This is a genomic window from Stenotrophomonas sp. FW305-3-2-15-E-LB1, assembly GCF_058787375.1.
This window is the reverse complement of record NZ_JBYSZR010000009.1, coordinates 4,711-21,981: the sequence shown is the minus strand read 5'-3', so window position 1 is coordinate 21,981 and position 17,271 is coordinate 4,711. Positions and strand designations below refer to the sequence as shown.

The 17,271-nt window shown below is 67.0% G+C and carries 17 protein-coding genes; 9 read left to right on the top strand and 8 right to left on the bottom strand.

Annotated elements, in window-relative coordinates:
• Positions 1-79 precede the first annotated feature (79 nt).
• From AC3WL7_RS08715 to AC3WL7_RS08705, 3 genes are all read right to left on the bottom strand, one after another.
• Positions 80-589 carry a pathogenicity-like protein gene (locus AC3WL7_RS08715; RefSeq protein ID WP_108760149.1) on the bottom strand — a complete coding sequence of 170 codons (510 nt, stop codon included), beginning with the start codon at positions 587-589 and terminating at the stop codon, positions 80-82.
• 3 nt (positions 590-592) lie between these two features.
• The gene (gene tesB / locus AC3WL7_RS08710) at positions 593-1,513 is read right to left on the bottom strand and encodes an acyl-CoA thioesterase II (protein WP_200752761.1); all 921 of its coding nucleotides are present in this window, start codon (positions 1,511-1,513) and stop codon (positions 593-595) included.
• 126 nt (positions 1,514-1,639) lie between these two features.
• Positions 1,640-2,416, bottom strand: a complete 777-nt coding sequence (locus tag AC3WL7_RS08705) for an enoyl-CoA hydratase/isomerase family protein (protein WP_492750001.1) — start codon at positions 2,414-2,416, stop codon at positions 1,640-1,642.
• A 34-nt stretch (positions 2,417-2,450) separates the two neighbouring features.
• On the opposite strand from AC3WL7_RS08705, the gene AC3WL7_RS08700 reads away from it, so the two are divergent.
• Positions 2,451-2,897: a copper chaperone PCu(A)C gene (locus AC3WL7_RS08700; RefSeq protein ID WP_200734373.1), complete on the top strand. Its 447-nt coding sequence runs from the start codon at positions 2,451-2,453 to the stop codon at positions 2,895-2,897.
• Positions 2,898-2,989: 92 nt separating this feature from the next.
• Here the strand turns inward: AC3WL7_RS08700 and AC3WL7_RS08695 are convergent, their stop codons facing one another.
• From AC3WL7_RS08695 to uvrA, 3 genes are all read right to left on the bottom strand, one after another.
• Complete coding sequence (locus AC3WL7_RS08695) at positions 2,990-3,739, bottom strand: enolase (RefSeq protein ID WP_492750000.1); 750 nt, start codon at positions 3,737-3,739, stop codon at positions 2,990-2,992.
• A gap of 85 nt (positions 3,740-3,824) precedes the next feature.
• Positions 3,825-4,232, bottom strand: a complete 408-nt coding sequence (locus tag AC3WL7_RS08690; RefSeq protein WP_079221068.1) for an acyl-CoA thioesterase — start codon at positions 4,230-4,232, stop codon at positions 3,825-3,827.
• Positions 4,232-7,225, bottom strand: a complete 2,994-nt coding sequence (gene uvrA, locus AC3WL7_RS08685; RefSeq protein WP_492749999.1) for an excinuclease ABC subunit UvrA — start codon at positions 7,223-7,225, stop codon at positions 4,232-4,234. Before uvrA ends, AC3WL7_RS08690 begins: the two co-directional genes overlap by 1 nt.
• 342 nt (positions 7,226-7,567) lie before the next feature.
• Between uvrA and rplU the strand changes: the two genes are divergently transcribed.
• The 3 genes from rplU to cgtA all read left to right on the top strand — a co-directional run bounded on the left by rplU (position 7,568) and on the right by cgtA (position 9,387).
• Positions 7,568-7,885, top strand: a complete 318-nt coding sequence (gene rplU, locus AC3WL7_RS08680; RefSeq protein WP_004148331.1) for a 50S ribosomal protein L21 — start codon at positions 7,568-7,570, stop codon at positions 7,883-7,885.
• 11 nt (positions 7,886-7,896) lie between these two features.
• The gene (gene rpmA, locus AC3WL7_RS08675) at positions 7,897-8,160 is read left to right on the top strand and encodes a 50S ribosomal protein L27 (protein WP_004148333.1); all 264 of its coding nucleotides are present in this window, start codon (positions 7,897-7,899) and stop codon (positions 8,158-8,160) included.
• Positions 8,161-8,334: 174 nt separating this feature from the next.
• Positions 8,335-9,387, top strand: coding sequence for an Obg family GTPase CgtA (gene cgtA, locus AC3WL7_RS08670; protein WP_150455923.1), 1,053 nt, complete (start codon positions 8,335-8,337; stop codon positions 9,385-9,387).
• Positions 9,388-9,587: 200 nt separating this feature from the next.
• Here the strand turns inward: cgtA and rpsT are convergent, their stop codons facing one another.
• Positions 9,588-9,857 carry a 30S ribosomal protein S20 gene (gene rpsT, locus AC3WL7_RS08665; RefSeq protein WP_079221071.1) on the bottom strand — a complete coding sequence of 90 codons (270 nt, stop codon included), beginning with the start codon at positions 9,855-9,857 and terminating at the stop codon, positions 9,588-9,590.
• Positions 9,858-9,974: 117 nt separating this feature from the next.
• Here rpsT and murJ point away from each other — a divergent pair, with 117 nt between their 5' ends.
• The 5 genes from murJ to ispH all read left to right on the top strand — a co-directional run bounded on the left by murJ (position 9,975) and on the right by ispH (position 16,932).
• On the top strand, positions 9,975-11,579 hold the full coding sequence (murJ, locus tag AC3WL7_RS08660) for a murein biosynthesis integral membrane protein MurJ (RefSeq protein ID WP_492750094.1): 1,605 nt from the start codon (positions 9,975-9,977) through the stop codon (positions 11,577-11,579).
• A gap of 75 nt (positions 11,580-11,654) precedes the next feature.
• A complete protein-coding gene (locus tag AC3WL7_RS08655; RefSeq protein ID WP_492749998.1) occupies positions 11,655-12,602 on the top strand; it encodes a bifunctional riboflavin kinase/FAD synthetase in 948 nt (315 codons plus the stop codon).
• Positions 12,599-15,430: an isoleucine--tRNA ligase gene (gene ileS, locus AC3WL7_RS08650; RefSeq protein WP_492749997.1), complete on the top strand. Its 2,832-nt coding sequence runs from the start codon at positions 12,599-12,601 to the stop codon at positions 15,428-15,430. Before AC3WL7_RS08655 ends, ileS begins: the two co-directional genes overlap by 4 nt.
• The gene (lspA, locus tag AC3WL7_RS08645; protein WP_108760142.1) at positions 15,430-15,954 is read left to right on the top strand and encodes a signal peptidase II; all 525 of its coding nucleotides are present in this window, start codon (positions 15,430-15,432) and stop codon (positions 15,952-15,954) included. The genes ileS and lspA overlap by 1 nt, the downstream gene beginning before the upstream one ends.
• 27 nt (positions 15,955-15,981) lie before the next feature.
• Positions 15,982-16,932, top strand: coding sequence for a 4-hydroxy-3-methylbut-2-enyl diphosphate reductase (gene ispH / locus AC3WL7_RS08640; RefSeq protein ID WP_108746191.1), 951 nt, complete (start codon positions 15,982-15,984; stop codon positions 16,930-16,932).
• Between the two features lie 33 nt (positions 16,933-16,965).
• Here the strand turns inward: ispH and AC3WL7_RS08635 are convergent.
• Positions 16,966-17,271: hypothetical protein (locus AC3WL7_RS08635; protein ID WP_492749996.1), on the bottom strand; the 306-nt coding region annotated here is incomplete at its 5' end.

The window sequence follows — 17,271 nt, the reverse complement described above, 5'->3', positions numbered from 1 at the left end:
CGTGATCCGGTAGTGCCGGCCGCTGGCCGGCACCTTCATCGGGTCTGCGTTGCCGGCCAGCGGCCGGCACTACCCGTCGTCAGGTTGACGGCTGGATGCGGACGCGGATTTCTTCTTCTTCCGGTTCAGCCTGCGGGGCGGTGGGTGCCGGCTGTGGCTGCACCTGCGGGGCCGGGGCCGGGGCAGCCGGGGCCGGGGCGCCGCGGTGGCGCAGGCCGATCACCAGCGCCACGCCGGCGATCACCACCAGCAGGGCGATGCGGATGCGCCAGGCCCAGCCGCGGCCACTGCCCGAGGTCTCGGCGGTATCGCGGAAGGCGAACTCGGCCGTGGGGTGGTCGCGGCGGGTGGTGTCGAGCAGGCGTGCGTCGCGCAGGATCTCGCGCGCACGCGGCTGGTCATCGGCACGCACGATCCACACCGCCGGGTAGCCCTGGCTGTTGCCCAAATCGGTATAGCTGAACTGGCCACGGCGGCGGGTCTTGTACGAGCGGCCGTTGGTGACCTTCACTTCGATGTCGTGGCTGCGCAGCAGCTCGGCCACGCCCTCGACGGTTTCCACGCGTTGGCTGCTGAAAATCTGGCGCATTGCTTACTCCTTGGCCGGCACGGCGGCGGCGGCATCCTGGTCCGGCACCACGCGGATCAGGCCTTCCTGGGCGGTGCTGGCCACCAGCACGCCGTCACGGGTGAAGAACTGGCCGCGGGCCAGGCCGCGCGAATCCTGCGCGCTGGGGCTGTCCAGCGAATACAGCAGCCAGTCGTCGGCGCGGAACGGGCGGTGGAACCAGATCGCGTGGTCGAGCGAGGCCATCTGCACGTGCGGGTGGTAGTAGCTGATGCCGTGCGGGAAGGTGGCCGTGCCCAGCAGGTGGAAATCCGAGGCATAGGCCAGCAGGGCCTGGTGCAGCTCGGGCGCATCGCCCACCGGTTCGCTCAGGCGCAGCCAGACCTGGTGGTAAGGCGGGCGCTTGGGCGGGTTCAGTTCGTCGCGCGGGTACACGTGGCGGAACTCGAACGGGCCACCACGCGAGAGCCAGCGCTGCACCTTGATCGGCAGCCGCTCCAGCACCTCGGCCGGCAGCGGGCGGTTCGGCTCGATGTCTTCCGGCTGCGGCACCTCGGGCATCTTGTGCTGGTGCTGGGCACCGGTTTCGGCCTGCTGGAACGAGGCCGCGCAGAAGAAGATCACCTTGCCGTGCTGGATCGCGGTGACCCGGCGCACGGAGAAGCTGCCGCCATCACGGGTGCGGTCCACGTCATAGACGATCGGGTGGTCGATGTTGCCGGCACGCAGGAAATAGGCGTGCAGCGAATGCACGTGGCGACCGTTGTCGACCGTGGCCTGTGCCGCCGCCAGCGCCTGGCCCAGCACCTGGCCGCCAAACACGTACTTGGTGCCGATGTCGCGGCTCTGCCCGCGGAACAGGTTGTCCTCCAGCCGCTCCAGGGTGAGCAGGTCGATCAGCTCGGAGACGACGGGTTCGGGCGTGTCGTTCAAGGGGGCGGCCACAGCAATGAAGAAGGCTCGATTATACCGGTCAGGGGTGGCCCATCATCGGTAGTGCCGGCCGCTGGCCGGCAGCCTCGTGATCCTCTGGGGTGCCTGCGGCTGCCGGCCAGCGGCCAGCACTACCGTTTACTTGCCCAGCCGGGCCACCAGCGCCTGCAGGGCGTTCTGCGCATCCGGTGCAAACCAGGCTTCGACGAAGCGGTCCAGCTGGATCAGGTCCGGGTGCAGCGCCTCGTGCAGGTCGGCACGGGCGATGGCGCGGGTCAGCAGCATCGGCTGGCGCGGCTGCCTGAGCAGGTTCTGCAGCCAGGCGATGGCGCGTGCCACCACCAGGTCGCCCTCGGCCAGTTCATCCACCAGGCCGATCTGCAGCGCCTGTTCGGCCGGCACCAGCGCGCCGGTGCTGAGCAGGATGCCGGAGCGGTGCACGCCCACGGCGCGGCGCAGCAGGCGCTGGATGCCTTCCGGCGCCACCAGGCCCACCTGCACCTCGTTCAGGCCGATGGCATACGGGCGGGCCGGATCGGCACTGTGCGCCATCACCCGGTAATCGCAGCACAGCGCCAGCACGCAGCCGCCGGCCGGCGCATGGCCGGTGAGTGCCGCCACCACCGGGATGCGGCTCTCGGCCACGGTACGCACCGCGCCGAAGAAGGCGTTCCAGCTGTCCAGCAGCTTGTGCTTGTCATCGCCGTGGGAGAGCAGGTGCGGCACGTCCATGCCGCCGGTGAAGATGCGCTCGCTGCCCGACAGCACGATGCCGTGCACGTCCTCGGCCATGGCCAGTTCGACGGCGTGGATCAGCTGGCGGCACAGTTCGGTGTCCAGTGCATTGACCGGTGGCCGCGCCAGGCGCAGTTCGCGGATGGGGCCATGGTTGATCACCTCGATGAGCGTCGTCATGCTGCGGTCTCGTTGCGGACAGGAATCTGAGGCGATGATAACCAAACCATTCGTTGGCGTATTGTGGCTGCTGTGTGCGGGTGCAGCATCGGCGGCGAGCGCCGTGCCAGCCTGCGTCACCGTGCAGCAGGGCTGGGCACGCCTGCCACCCAACCCGGCCATGCCGATGACCGCCGGCTACGGCGTGATCCACAACGGCTGCGCGAAAGCGGTGGCCATCACCGGTGCACGCAGTGCCCGCTTCGCTGACGTGTCGCTGCACGAAACCACGATCGTCGATGGGGTCAGCCGCATGCGCGCGGTCGAGCGCCTGCCGCTGGCGCCGGGCGCCCGCGCCGAGCTCAAGCCCGGTGGCCTGCACCTGATGCTGATGGAGGGCAAGGGTGCGTTGAAGGAAGGCGAGGCCGTGCCGCTGCAGCTGCAGCTGGAGGGCGGTGGCGAGGCCAGCGCGACGTTGGCGGTGCGCAAGGCCGCGCCGTAACACGTCGCTCGTTTCGCCGGGCATAGCCCGGCGCTACCGGTGATGGTCCGGCGATCATGCCTGGGTAGCGCCGGGCCATGCCCGGCGGGGGTTTACGACCAGTCGAACGTAAACAGGACCGTGCGGCTGTGTGGTTCGTAGAACATCATGATCGCATCGGCACCGGCCGCGACCCAGTGGCTGGCCGGCACGCTGGCCACGTGGAAGAACGCATGGCCGTCGCGGGTCAGCTGCAGGCCATCGTCAGGCAGGTGGCTGCTGTCATTGCGGAAACGCAGGCTGCCACGCTGCCGGTAGCCCGCCAGATCCCGCAGCTGGAATGCCGCAGGCAGTGGGGAGTAGTCGGACCAGTTGCCAAACCAGATCGGGCCGCCCAGTTGCTGCAGCCATGCCTGTTCGTCCAGTTCGCCCTCGCCGTAGCGCGAGCAGCTGGCCAGGCGCCCGTGCTGCTGGAAATGCGCACGCGCCTTGGCATGGCTCTCGCGCATTTCCACGATGTGGGCGCGGGCCTCCTCGCCATCCACGGCTTCGCCCAGGAAGTATTCCTGCGTGCCGAGGAAGCGCATGCGGTTGTCCGCGGTCAGCTCGAAGGCGATCCAGTTGATGCCGGTGAACGCGTTGTGGTGCGCGGTGGTGTCGTCACCGATACAGCCTTCATAGGGTTCGATCGGGCACAGCAGGGTTGCCATCTGGCCGGCCAGCTCCGGGCGCAGCACGCCCAGGTCGATCTTCAGCAGCGGCAGCAGGTGCTGGCCGAGCCAGGCCTGGTCGGCGGGGAAGACGTCGGCGGGGAAGGGGACCATGCCGGGCAGCAGGTCGCGCAGTTCGGTGCGGTGGATCATCCCAGTCCTTTGAATTTCAACGGTAGCGCCGGGCCATGCCCGGCGAACCAAACGCCGACCAAGGTCGGCCTCTACAAGAAGCGAATCAGGTAGAGGCGCTGCGGATCGCGTCCGGCAGCGGCGCGCTCTTGCCGGTCTGGGTGTCCATCCAGACCACCACCACGTTGCCATCCGAGTACAGCTTCGCATCATCCTGCTGGTCGACGATGCGGTGGCCGATGGTCACGCTGCTGTTGCCCAGGCGCTCGACGAACAGCTCGACCAGGATGTCGTTGGGCCACACGATCGGCAGGCGGTAGTTGACGTTGGTCGCGGCCACCACCGGTGCGATGCGGTCGGTCATCGACACGCCTTCCACGCCCAGCATCCAGCGCACGCGCGCTTCTTCCAGGTAGGAAATGTACTTGGCGTTGTTGACGTGGCCCATGCTGTCCATGTCACGCCAGCGCACGCTGATCGGGATGCGGGCCAGGATCTTGTGTTCGCTGCTCATCAGGCGTCCTTCTTCTTCGTCGTGCTCTTGCTGGCCTTGCCGGTGCTCTTGGCGGCCACGGCCTTCTTCGCCACCTTGGTGGGCTTTTCAGGCTTCACCTTGCGCGGCGGGCGGGCGTCGGGCTTGTTGGCCACGGCGGCCGGTCGTTCCGGGCGCGCGCTGGTGGAGGGCAGCATGCGGGCGAGGAACTGGCCGGTGTACGACTGCTGGCAGGCCGCCACGTCTTCCGGCGTGCCGGTCACCAGGATGGTGCCACCGCGGTGGCCGCCTTCCGGGCCCAGGTCGACGATCCAGTCGGCGGTCTTGATGACGTCCAGGTTGTGCTCGATCACCACCACCGTGTTGCCTTCGTCGCGCAGCTTGTGCAGCACGCCCAGCAGCGCTTCGATGTCGTGGAAGTGCAGGCCGGTGGTCGGCTCGTCGAGGATGTACAGGGTGCGGCCGGTATCGCGGCGCGACAGTTCCTTGGACAGCTTCACGCGCTGCGCTTCACCACCGGACAGCGTGGTCGCGCTCTGGCCCAGCTTGATGTAGCTCAGGCCCACGTCCACCAGCGTTTCCAGCTTGCGGGCGATGGACGGCACGGGCTCGAACAGCTTCAGCGCATCTTCGACGGTCATTTCCAGCACGTCGTTGATGTTGTAGCCCTTGTACAGGATCTCCAGCGTTTCGCGGTTGTAGCGCTTGCCGTGGCAGACGTCGCAGGGCACGTACACATCCGGCAGGAAGTGCATCTCGACCTTGATCAGGCCATCGCCCTGGCAGGCCTCGCAGCGCCCGCCGCGCACGTTGAAGCTGAAGCGGCCCGGCGAATAGCCGCGCGCACGTGCTTCGGGCACCTGCGCGAACAGCTCGCGCAGCGGCGTGAACAGGCCGGTGTAGGTGGCCGGGTTCGAGCGCGGGGTGCGGCCGATCGGCGACTGGTCGATGTCCACCACCTTGTCGAACAGGTCCAGGCCGTCGATCTCCTTGTACGGGGCGATCGGGTGCGAGGAGCCGTTGATCTCGTTGGCGGCCAGCGAGAACAGGGTGTCGTTGATCAGGGTCGACTTGCCCGAGCCGGACACGCCGGTCACGCAGGTCAGCAGACCCGACGGAATCGCCAGGTCCACGCCCTTCAGGTTGTTGCCGCTGGCACCGCGCAGGTGCAGGGTCATCTTCGGGTTCGGCTTGTGCCGGCGCGCCGGGATCTCGATCGCGCGCTTGCCCGACAGGTACTGGCCGGTCAGCGAGCGCGGTGCATCCAGGATGTCCTGCAGGGTGCCCTGGCCGACGATCTCGCCGCCATGCACGCCCGCGCCCGGGCCGATGTCCAGCACGTAGTCGGCCAGGCGGATCGCATCCTCGTCATGCTCGACCACGATGACCGTGTTGCCGAGGTCGCGCAGGCGGGTGAGGGTGCCCAGCAGGCGTTCGTTGTCGCGCTGGTGCAGGCCGATGGACGGCTCGTCGAGCACGTACATCACGCCGACCAGGCCGGCGCCGATCTGGCTGGCCAGGCGGATGCGCTGCGCTTCGCCACCGGACAGCGTGTCGGCCTTGCGCTCCAGGGTCAGGTAATCCAGGCCGACGTCGACCAGGAAGCCGAGGCGCTCGCCGATTTCCTTGACGATCTTTGAGGCGATCTCGCCGCGCCAGCCCGGCAGGCTCAGTTCGCTGAAGAACTTCAGTGCTTCGTCGATCGGCAGCACCACCAGGTCCGGCAGCGGGCGGTCGGCCACGAACACGTTGCGCGCGGCCTTGTTCAGGCGCGCACCCTTGCATTCGGGGCAGGCGTGTTCGCTGATGTACTTGCCCAGTTCTTCCTGCACCGCCGCCGATTCGGTTTCCTTGTAGCGGCGCTCCAGGTTGGGAATGATGCCCTCGAAGCGGTGCTTGCGCTGGGTGCGGCCACCGGCCTCGGTGAAGTAGGTGAAGGTGATCGCATCATCGCCGCTGCCGTACAGCACGGCCTGCTGCACGTTGGCCGGCAGCGAGTTCCACGACGCATCGACGTCGAACTTGTAGTGCTTGGCCAGCGAGGCGATCAGCTGGAAGTAGTAGGCATTGCGGCGGTCCCAGCCGCGCACCGCACCGGCGGCCAGCGACAGTTCCGGGTGCACCACCACGCGCGCCGGGTCGAAGAACTCGGCCATGCCCAGGCCATCGCAGCCGGGGCAGGCGCCCATCGGCGCGTTGAAGGAGAACAGGCGCGGTTCCAGCTCGGGCAGCGAGTAATCGCAGACCGGGCAGGAATACTTGGAGGAGAACAGGGTCGGCGCGGTTTCGGCGTTGTCCAGGCTCTGCACCGAGGCCATGCCGTCGCCCAGCTTCAGCGCGGTCTCGAAGCTCTCGGCCAGGCGCTGCTTGATGTCCTCGCGCGGGCGGAAACGGTCGATCACCGCTTCGATGGTGTGCTTCTGGCGCAGCGCCAGCGGCGGCACCGCGTCGATTTCATACAGCTCGCCGTCCACCCGCACGCGCACGAAGCCCTGTGCACGCAGCTGGTCGAAGACCTGCGCATGCTCGCCCTTGCGGTCGCGGATGACCGGGGCCAGCAGCATGTAGCGCTGTTCCGGGTCCAGGGTCAGCACCTGGTCCACCATCTGGCTGACGGTCTGTGCTTCCAGTGGGTAGCCGTGGTCCGGGCAGCGCGGGGTGCCGACGCGGGCGTACAGCAGGCGCAGGTAGTCGTAGATCTCGGTGATCGTGCCGACGGTCGAACGCGGGTTGTGCGAGGTCGACTTCTGCTCGATCGAGATGGCCGGGGACAGGCCCTCGATGTGGTCCAGGTCCGGCTTTTCCATCACGCTCAGGAACTGCCGTGCATAGGCCGAGAGCGACTCGACGTAGCGGCGCTGGCCTTCTGCATAGATGGTGTCGAACGCCAGCGAGGACTTGCCCGAGCCGGACAGGCCGGTGATCACGATCAGCTTGTCGCGGGGCAGGTCGAGGTCGATGTTCTTGAGGTTGTGCGTCCGCGCGCCGCGGATGCGGATGAAATCCATCGCCATGGGGGATCCGGTTATGGGGGGCGTTGGCTGGGTGCCGGGCCAGCAGGGGGACGGCAATCGGTCAGCCTACCGAGGTGACCAGATGGGGGCAATGGGCGACAATGCCAGCCCGGTGTCTCACCCTGTGAGACAGGCCGACAGCTTTGTGTAGAGCCGAGCCAGGCTCGGCTGCCTGCACCCCGAACCGTTCAGCCGAGCATGGCCCGGCTCTACTGGGCCTCCCTGCCGGGCCGTTCAGGGGTTGACTTGACCCCGCCGCATTGATCTGCGTACAATCCCGCTCCTGTCCGCCCTCGATGGCGACAGTCCATAGACCACAATAACTACAGAGGAAGTCTGGTCATGTACGCAGTACTGGTCACCGGCGGTAAGCAATACCGCGTGGCGCAGGGCGAAAAGCTCCGCATTGAAAAGCTCGAAGTCGAAGTCGGCAGCGAGATCAAGTTCGACAACATCCTGCTGCTCGGCGACAGCGATGGCATCAAGATCGGCGACGCCCTGAGCGGCGCAGCGGTCACCGCTACCGTCCTGTCCCAGGGTCGTGCTGACAAGGTCCGGATCATCAAGTTCCGTCGCCGCAAGCACCACATGAAGCGTCAGGGTCACCGTCAGTACTACACCGAAATCGAGATCACCGGCATTGCCGGTGGCAGCAAGTAAGGAGATAGGTCATGGCACATAAAAAAGGCGTAGGCTCTTCGCGCAACGGTCGCGACTCCAACCCGAAGTACCTGGGCGTCAAGATCTTCGGTGGCCAGGCCATTGAAGCCGGCAACATCATCGTGCGCCAGCGCGGCACCCAGTTCCACCCGGGTTCGGGCGTCGGCCTCGGCCGCGACCACACCCTGTTCGCCCTCGTGGACGGCAAGGTGGAGTTCTCGGTGAAGGGCGCCAAGAAGCGCCGCACCGTCAGCGTCGTGTCGGTCGAAGCCTGATAAGGCTTGGCTGGCGGCCATGCCCCGGCATGGCCTTGCTGGTCGAATCGCACGCTGCATGAAGAGCCCCGCTTCGGCGGGGCTTTTCGTTGGAATCAGTGGTACAACGGGCACGGCCCGACATTCAAGCAAGGCGGCGGCACGCAGGCCGCGCCCATCGCAGGCATCGAAACAATGAAACTGGTAGACGAAGCAGAAATCGAAGTGTTCGCCGGCAACGGCGGCAACGGCTGCATTGGCTTCCGTCGCGAGAAGTTCATTCCGCTCGGCGGCCCGGACGGCGGCGACGGCGGTGCGGGCGGCAGCGTGTACATCCGCGCCGACGAAAACCTGAACACCCTGGTCGACTTCCGCCATGACCGCATCTTCAAGGCGCAGCGCGGCGAGAACGGCATGGGCCGCCAGGCCTATGGCAAGGGCGGCGAAGACCTGACCATCACCGTGCCGGTCGGCACCGTGATCATCAACGTGGCCACCGACGAAATCATCGGCGACCTGACCCAGCATGGCGACCGCCTGCTGGTGGCGCAGGGCGGCCGTGGTGGCCTGGGCAACATGCACTTCAAGAGCTCGACCAACCGCTCGCCGCGCCAGGCGCTGCCGGGCGAGCCGGGCGAAGAGCGCACGCTGAAGCTGGAGCTGAAGCTGCTGGCCGACGTCGGCCTGCTGGGCTTCCCCAACGCCGGCAAGAGCACCCTGATCCGTGCCGTTTCGGCGGCAACGCCTAAAGTGGCCGATTACCCGTTCACCACGCTGTACCCGAACCTGGGTGTGGTGAAGGTGGAAAACTACCGCAGCTTCGTCATCGCCGACATTCCGGGCCTGATCGAGGGCGCGGCCGACGGTGCCGGCCTGGGCGCGCAGTTCCTGCGCCACCTGCAGCGCACCCGCCTGCTGCTGCACCTGGTGGATATCTCCCCCATGGAAGGCGGCGTGGAAGGCATTTCCCCGGTCGAGCAGGTGCGTGCCATCGAGCGCGAACTGGAAAAGCACGACCCGGAGCTGCTGCAGAAGCCGCGCTGGCTGGTGCTGAACAAGGCTGACCTGATGTTCGAGGACGAGGCCAAGGCCGCGGCCGAGCAGATCGTCGCCGAGCTGGGCTGGAAGGAGCCGTGGTTCCTGGTGTCGGCGCTGGGCCGCGAAGGCACCTTCCCGATCATGAGCCGGGTCATGGCGTTCTTCGATCGCCAGAAGGAAGACGAGCTGGAAGCCCGCAACGCGCAGTGATGGTGTTGTGGTTCCGCACGAAAAACCCGGCTTCGGCCGGGTTTTTCATTTTCCGGTAGTGCCGGCCGCTGGCCGGCATACCCCGGGGTTGCCGGCCAGCGCCCGGCACTACCAAATCGCAGGCAACAAAAAACCCGGCCGGGGCCGGGCTTTTGTCTGCTGCCCGACCCGACCCCGAAGGGCAGGGCGGCAACGCCGGATCAGGCGGCCTTGAGGGCCTTGATGCGGTCGTTCAGGCGGCTCTTATGACGAGCGGCCTTGTTCTTGTGGATCAGGCCACGCGCGCTGAAACGATCCAGGATCGGCTGGGCAACGGCGAAGGCGGCTTGGGCGCCGGCGGCATCGTTGGCGTCCAGCGCCTTGATCACTTTCTTGACAGCGGTGCGCAGCATCGAGCGCTGAGCCACGTTGCGCGCGTTGCGCACGACGGTCTGCTTGGCGCGCTTCTTGGCGGACTTGATATTGGCCACGGTGGTGGTTTCCTGAAAAAATCGGTGTTATGGGAACAGCAAGCTAGCTAGTATGATGGCGTAAGAAATGCACGTCAAGTCGATTGTCAAGAGGGACGCTGAGTGAGTTCACCCAAGTTGTTGCGGGGCCTGCTGTCGTTCAGCAGCATGACCATGGTCTCGCGCGTTCTCGGACTTGTCCGGGACTTCGTGGTGACCACCACGTTCGGCACCAACGCCATCACTGATGCTTTCTGGGTCGCCTTCAGGGTACCCAATTTCCTGCGCCGTTTGTTCGCCGAGGGCTCGTTCGCGACCGCTTTCGTGCCGGTGTTCACGGAAGTGAAAGAAACCCGCAGCCATGCCGAACTGCGCGAACTGATGGCGCGCACGGCCGGCACCCTGGGCGGCATCCTCATGCTGGTGACCGCCGTGGCGCTGATCTTCGCGCCGCAGCTGGCCTCGGTCTTCTCAAGCGGTGTTGATACCGACCCGGTCAAGCAGGGCCTGCTGGTCGACCTGTTCCGCCTGACCTTCCCGTTCCTGCTGTTCGTCTCGCTCACCGCCCTGGCCGGTGGCGCGCTCAACAGCTTCCAGCGCTTCGCCATGCCGGCACTGACCCCGGTCATCCTCAACCTGTGCATGATCGCCGGCGCACTGTGGCTGGCGCCGCGGCTGGGCGGCACCCCGGAAAAGCAGATCCTGGCGCTGGGCTGGGCGGTACTGGCCGCCGGCATCCTGCAGCTGCTGTTCCAGCTGCCCTCGCTGAAGGGCATCAACCTGCTGACCCTGCCGCGCTGGGGCTGGCACCACCCGGGCGTGCGCAAGGTGATGACGCTGATGGTGCCGACCCTGTTCGGCTCGTCGGTGGCGCAGATCAACCTGCTGCTGGATACGGTCATCGCCGCCAAGCTGACCGATGGCTCGCAGTCGTGGCTGTCGCTGGCCGACCGCTTCCTGGAGCTGCCGCTGGGCGTGTTCGGCGTGGCCCTGGGCACGGTGATCCTGCCGGCGCTGGCCCGCCACCACGTCAGTACCGACCGTGAAGGCTTCTCGCGCTCGCTGGACTGGGGCCTGCGGATGACCCTGCTGATCTCGGTGCCGGCCATGCTGGGCCTTCTGTTCCTGGCCGAGCCGCTGATCGCCACCATTTTCCAGCACGGCCAGTTCAGCGCCTTCGATACCCGCATGACCGCGCTGTCGGTGTACGGCCTGAGCTTCGGCCTGCCGGCATTCGCCCTGTTGAAGGTGGTGCTGCCGGCGTTCTATGCCCGCCAGGACACCCGGACCCCGGTGCGCGCGGGTGTGGCTGCGCTGGTGGCCAACATGGTCTTCAACTTCGTCCTGCTGGCCGTGCTGTACCAGGTGATGGTGCCCGACGAGCTGAAGGCGCAGGGCGTGATGGCGGCCATCGGCAAGCAGCCGGGCCTGCATCTGGCGCTGGGCATTGCCAGCGCGCTGTCCAGCTACCTGAACCTGGGCCTGCTCTGGTACTGGCTGGGCAAGACCGATGTCTACCAGCGCCGGCCGGGCTGGGGCGGCTACCTGGTGCGCCTGCTGGTGGCCTGCGTGGCCATGGTCGGCGTGCTGCTGGCCCTGCTGCACTGGCTGCCGGCCTTCTCGGCCATGGGCGTGTGGGAGCGGATCGGCGCCCTGGCGCTGCTGGTCGGCGGCGGCGGCGCCACCTACGGGGTGGCCATGCTGGCGATGGGCTTCCGCCCCCGCGACCTGCGCGGGCATTGATCGTGGCCCACGGCGGCTATACTTCAGGGTTACACCATTGAAGCGGCGGCCCCGGGTGGGCCGGAACGAGAGTTGATGAGCAGGCTGTTCAGAAGCGTCGAGGGCGGGGAGCTGTTCCCCAACGGAAGCGTGGTCTGTATCGGTGCATTCGACGGCCTCCACCTGGGGCATCGTGCGCTGGTCCGCCACGCGGTCGCCCGCGCGCGCGCCTTGGGCGTGGCCGCGGTGGCCGTGGCGTTCGAGCCGCTGCCGCGTGAATTCTTTGCCCAGGGCACGCCGCCGCCGCGGCTGACCCTGGCCCGCAGCAAGGTCGAGATCCTGCGCGAACTGGGCGTGGATGCGATCGGCCTGCTGCGTTTCGACGCGGCGATGGCCGCCATGCCGGCCGAAGACTTCGTTCATAAGCTGCTGGCGCAGCGCCTGGGCGCGCGCGAAGTGTGGATCGGCCCGGAGTTCTGCTTCGGCAACCGCCGCCGCGGCGACCTGGCCCTGCTGCAGGCAATGGGCGGTGAGCTCGGCTTCACCGCTGGCGAGATCGAAGCCGTCGACCTGCACGGCGATCGCATCTCCAGCACCCGCATCCGCCAGCTGCTGCAGGCGGGCGATTTCACCCATGCCAACGATCTGCTCGGTCGCCCCTACGCGATCAGCGGGCGGGTGGTGCGTGGGCGCCAGCTGGGCCGCACGCTGGGCTTCCCCACCGCCAACCTGCGCTTCCCGAAGACGCCGGCGCTGTCGGGCATCTACGCTACCTGGGTGCACGGCGTGTTCGACCAGCCGTGGCCGTCGGTGTCCAGCTTCGGTACCCGGCCGACGGTGGAAGGCGTGGAGCCGCTGCTGGAAGCCCACCTGTTCGATTTCCAGGGCGACCTGTACGGTCGACACATCGAAGTGGAATTCGTCGCCAAGCTGCGCGACGAAGAGAAATTCAATGATCTGGCGGCACTGACCGACCAGATGCACCGCGACGCCGACCAGGCGCGCACCATCCTTTCCGAACATAGATTGCGAGCCACTGCGTGAGCCAGGACTACAAGACCACCCTGAACCTGCCAGCCACCGAATTCCCGATGCGCGGCGACCTGCCCAAGCGCGAGCCGGGCATTCTGGCGCGGTGGGAAGAGCAGGGGCTCTACCAGCGGCTGCGTGTCAACGCCGCCGGCCGCCCGCTGTTCGTGCTGCATGACGGCCCGCCGTACGCCAACGGCCGCATCCACCTGGGCCACGCGGTCAACAAGATCCTCAAGGACATCATCGTCAAGTCGCGCTACCTGGCCGGCTTCGATGCGCCCTACGTGCCGGGCTGGGATTGCCACGGCCTGCCGATCGAGATCGCGGTGGAAAAGAAGTGGGGCAAGGTCGGGGTGAAGCTCGACGCCGTCGAATTCCGGCAGAAGTGCCGCGAGTTCGCCGAAGAGCAGATCAACATCCAGCGCGCCGATTTCAAGCGCCTGGGCGTGACCGGTGACTGGGACAACCCGTACAAGACCCTGAGCTTCGATTTCGAAGCCAACGAGATCCGTGCGCTGGCCAAGGTCGTGGCCAACGGCCACCTGGTGCGTGGCGCCAAGCCGGTCTACTGGTGCTTCGACTGCGGCTCGGCGCTGGCCGAGGCGGAAATCGAATACCAGGAAAAGGAATCGCCCGCGATCGACGTGGCCTACGCCGCGCGCGATGCACAGGCCGTGGCCCAGGCCTTCGGCGTGAGCCTGCCGGGCGACGTCGAAGTGGCCGTGCCGATCTGGACCACCACCCCGTGGACGCTGCCGGCTTCGCTGGCCGTGTCGCTGGGCGCGGAGATCCGCTACGTGCTGGCCGAAGGCCCCGCGCACAACGGCAAGCGCCGTTGGCTGGTGCTGGCCGCCGCCCTGGCCGAGCGCGCCCTGCAGCGCTATGGCGTCGAAAACGTGGTGCTGCACGGTGAAACCACCGGCGCGGCGCTGGAAAACCAGCTGCTGGCGCACCCGTTCTACCCGGAGCGCGAGATCCTGGTGCTCAACGGCGAGCACGTGTCCGACGAGGATGGTACCGGTGCGGTGCACACCGCCCCCGGCCACGGCCAGGAAGACTACGTGGTCAGCCAGAAATACGGCCTGCTGGACAAGTACAACGCCGGCCAGATAACCCCGGTCGACGGCCGTGGCGTGTACCTGGAATCGACCCCGCCGGCCGGTGACGTGGTGCTGGCTGGCCAGCACCTGTGGAAGGCGCAGGACGCCATCGTCGGCGTGCTGCGCGAGAACGGTTCGCTGCTGGCCTTCCACCCGATCCGCCACAGCTACCCGCACTGCTGGCGCCACAAGACGCCGGTGGTGTTCCGCGCCACCCCGCAGTGGTTCATCTCGATGGACAAGGCCAACCTGCGCAACGATGCGCTGGCCGCCATCGATACCGTGGGCTGGTTCCCGAGCTGGGGCAAGGCGCGCATCCAGAGCATGGTCGACGGCCGCCCGGACTGGACCATCTCGCGCCAGCGCACCTGGGGCGTGCCGATCGCACTGTTCACCCATCGCCAGACCGGCGAGATCCACCCGCGCACGGTGGAGCTGATGCAGCAGGTCGCCGACCGCGTCGAAGCCGAGGGCATCGATGTGTGGTACTCGCTGGACGCCGCAGAACTGCTGGGCGCCGAAGCGGCCGACTACGAGAAGGTCACCGACATCCTCGACGTCTGGTTCGATTCGGGCGTCACCCATGAAGGCGTGCTGGCCGCGCGTGGCTTCGGCAAGCCGGCCGACCTGTACCTGGAAGGTTCGGACCAGCACCGTGGCTGGTTCCAGTCCTCGCTGCTGACCGGCGTGGCCATCGACCAGCGCGCGCCGTACAAGCAGTGCCTCACCCACGGCTTCACCGTGGACGAGCACGGCCGCAAGATGTCCAAGTCGCTGGGCAACGGCATCGAGCCGCAGGACATCATGAACAAGCTGGGCGCGGACATCCTGCGCCTGTGGATCGCCTCGGCCGACTACAGCAACGAGATGTCGCTGTCGCAGGAAATCCTCAAGCGCAACGCCGATGCCTACCGCCGCCTGCGCAACACCGCGCGCTTCCTGCTGGGCAACCTGGACGGTTTCGATCCGGCCCAGCACCTGCGCCCGCTGAATGAGATGGTCGCGCTGGACCGCTGGATCGTGCATCGCGCCTGGGAACTGCAGGAAAAGATCAAGGCCGCGTTCGACAGCTACAACATGGCCGAGATCGTCCAGCTGCTGCTGAACTTCTGCAGCGTGGACCTGGGTTCGCTGTACCTGGACGTGACCAAGGACCGCCTGTACACGATGCCGACCGATTCGCACGGTCGTCGTTCGGCACAGAGCGCGATGTACCACATCGCCGAAGCGTTCACCCGCTGGATCGCGCCGATCCTGACCTTCACCGCCGACGAGCTGTGGGGTTACCTGCCGGGCGAGCGCGCCGGGCACGTGCTGTTCACCACCTGGTACGACGGCCTGGCGCCGCTGCCGGCCGATGCCCAGCTCAACGCCACTGATTTCGACCAGCTGCTGGCCGTGCGCGAGCAGGTGGCCAAGGTGCTCGAGCCGATGCGCGCCAACGGTGCCATCGGTGCCGCGCTGGAAGCGGAGATCACCATCGCCGCCAGCGAAGAGCAGGCCGCGAAGTGGCAGCCGCTGGCCGATGAACTGCGTTTCCTGTTCATCAGCGGCGACGTGCACGTGCGCCCGGCGACCCCCGACGAGGTGTTCGTCAGCGCCCAGCCGACCCAGAAGACCAAGTGCGTGCGCTGCTGGCACCACCGCGCCGACGTCGGCAGCAACGCCGACCACCCGGAACTGTGCGGCCGCTGCGCCGGCAACATCACCGGTGCCGGTGAAGTGCGGAGCTGGTTCTGATGGCCGCGCCCCGTCCGCATCCGAACGCACTCATCTGGCTGCTGCTCTCGGCCGCCATCATCGGCCTGGACCAGTGGTCCAAGGCCTGGGTGCTGTCGAGCCTGCCGGAGTTCCAGCCGGTGGTGGTCATCGACGGCTTCTGGAACTGGTACCGCACCTACAACACCGGTGCGGCGTTCAGTTTCCTGAGCGACGCCGGCGGCTGGCAGAAGCACTTCTTCACCGTGCTGGCCATCGCCATCAGCGCGCTGATGGCGTGGTGGCTGCGTGCCACCGCCCGTGGCAACTGGAAGGCAGCGGTGCCGTACGCGCTGATCATCGGCGGTGCCATCGGCAACGTGATCGACCGCCAGGTGCACGGTCACGTGGTCGATTTCATCCAGTGGTATATCGGTGACCACGTCTGGCCGGCCTTCAACGTGGCCGATTCGGCCATCGTGGTCGGTGCCGTGGGCATCGCCCTGTTTGGCCTGTTCGACGGCAAGTCCGCCAAAAAGGCGGATAATGCCTCCCCGAAACCGTAAGCCGGCCGCTGCCGGGAGACTGAACTGATGGATGTGCTGCTCGCCAACCCGCGTGGTTTCTGTGCCGGTGTCGATCGTGCGATCGAGATCGTCAAGCGCGCGATCGAAACGCTGGGCGCGCCCATCTATGTCCGCCATGAAGTGGTGCACAACCGCTTCGTGGTCGACGACCTGAAGCAGCGCGGCGCGATCTTCGTCGAAGAACTCGATGAAGTGCCGGACAACAACACGGTCATCTTCAGCGCGCACGGCGTCTCCCAGGCCGTGCGCCAGGAAGCCGATCGCCGTGGCCTGAAGGTGTTCGACGCCACCTGCCCGCTGGTGACCAAGGTCCACTTCGAAGTGGCCCGCCACTGCCGTGCCGGCCGTGACGTGGTGCTGATCGGCCACGCCGGCCATCCCGAAGTGGAAGGTACGATGGGCCAGTGGAACCGCGAAGCCGGTGTCGGCCAGATCTACCTGGTCGAGGACGTGGAGCAGGTTTCCACGCTGGTGATCAACCAGCCGACGAACTTCGCCTACACCACCCAGACCACGCTGTCGGTGGATGACACGCGCGGCATCATCGATGCACTGCGCGAGCGGTTCCCGGAGATGCAGGGGCCGAAGAACGACGACATCTGCTACGCCACGCAGAACCGCCAGGACGCCGTGCGCGACCTGGCCAAGCGCTGCGACCTGGTGCTGGTGGTGGGTTCGCCGAACAGCTCCAATTCCAACCGCCTGAGTGAGCTGGCCCGCCGCGAAGGCGTGGAGAGCTACCTGATCGACGGCGCGCACGAGATCGACCCGCGTTGGGTGGAAGGCAAGCAGCACATCGGCGTGACTGCCGGTGCCTCGGCACCGCAGGTGCTGGTGGATGGCGTGCTGGCCCGCCTGGCCGAGCTGGGCGCCAACGGCGTGGGCGAGCTGGACGGCGAGCCGGAATCGATGGTGTTCGCGCTGCCGAAGGAACTGCGCCTGCGCCTGGTCGACTGACCGGGCAGGGCGTTCGCCGGGCACGGCCCGGCGCTACCAGGTGTGTGTCATCCACGTATGGCGTGGATCTACTGCATCCGGCCGAGGCATCGCATCGCATCCCCGGTAGATCCACGCCACGCGTGGATGGAAACCCGCCACGATCAGCACATCGCATCCCCGGTAGATCCACGCCATGCGTGGATGGGCATCCGCGATGATCGGCACATCGCATCCCCGGTAGATCCACGCCATGCGTGGATGGACACCCGCCACGATCGGCACATCGCATCCCCGGTAGATCCACGCCATGCGTGGATGGGCATCCGCGATGATCGGCACATCGCATCCCCGGTAGAT